Source organism: Streptomyces lancefieldiae (assembly GCF_031845825.1).
GTDB lineage: Bacteria > Actinomycetota > Actinomycetes > Streptomycetales > Streptomycetaceae > Streptomyces > Streptomyces lancefieldiae.
Genome location: NZ_JAVRFH010000231.1, coordinates 1 through 1,111, shown reverse-complemented (window position 1 = coordinate 1,111; position 1,111 = coordinate 1). Strand labels below are relative to the sequence as shown.

General features: G+C 71.2%; 1 protein-coding gene. It reads left to right on the top strand.

Going from position 1 to position 1,111, the window contains the following annotated elements:
* Window positions 1–174 precede the first annotated feature (174 nt).
* A partial coding sequence (locus RM812_RS41815; protein WP_311586202.1) for a hypothetical protein occupies window positions 175–1,111 on the top strand: 937 nt, incomplete at its 3' end.

Sequence of the window (1,111 nt, the reverse complement as noted above, 5' to 3'; positions counted from 1 at the left end):
CATCAGCAGGACACATTCTGGTGCGGGCTGCTTCTGGGCGGCTGCGGGGGCCAGCTCGCCAACAAGCTCTACGTCGATCGCCAGTGTCACTTCCAGCACAATCCGCTGCCGAACGGCGCCTCGAACACCTGCCGGCGGCCTTCCGTCGGCGAGTCCAGTGCGGATCATCTGTACGTGAAGTCGGCGATGTCGCGCTCGCTGCTCGAGTTCGGCCGGGCCGCCCGGTTCGCATTTCCGCCGCCGATCGGCTCCCTCGTCGACGTCGATCTGGAGGACGGCCTGTCCATGCGCATCCACATGGACGCCGCCGTGCGGCCGGACTGGGAGCGTCAGGGCGCCGTGATCCTCGGCGCCGGCGTCGTGCCGGATCCGGACGTGCTCGCGGGCTGCCCGTACGTCTACCGCGTCAGGTGCGACAGCGACGGGGCGAATCGCCGCGTGTGGATCGGAACCCAGAGCCTGGCCCGCCCCACCGAGGGGGTTCCGTTCAGCGAGTGCACGTGGACGGACCAGGGCCTGCTCACCCCAGCGGCCTCCCGCAACCTGCGGGACCGTTCCACCGCCAGGAGCCGGCCCGCCGCACCGGGGCCGTCTGCCGGCCGGAGCGCCCTGCCGGAGAGCGTGGTCACGTTCGTCCGCGGCCTGGAGGCGGCGCAGCGGACGGGGACGGTGGTCCACGTGCGTCGGCTCTGCAACGGCAGCAGCTCTTTCCTGGACGGCCTGTCCTCCACGGCCCCGGCCGAGGCCGAAAGGGCCTTGGAGGAGGCGAAGGCGTGGCTGGCCACCCACGAGGAGTACCAACGCCGCATCTTCAAGGTCCTGGAGGCCGCGGTCCGTGAGCGGCGGGCGTGGGATGTGCGTTCGGGGATTCAGCAGGCCGCGTCCCTAACCCGGCGGGGTGCCAGCTCCGAGGAGCACCGCATCCTGGCCGCGGCCCGTGCCTATCTGCGCGGGCACGACTACGCCGATCAATCCCCGGCCCAGGCGGCCTTGCGCAGGCAATTGCACTACAAGCCAGCGCCAGCCGCGAAGAGGCCCGGGGCCCCCAAGAGCAAGAAGCCGAACCGGACGAAGGAGTCGGCAGCAAGAGCCCGTGCCCTGCTGGAGCGGC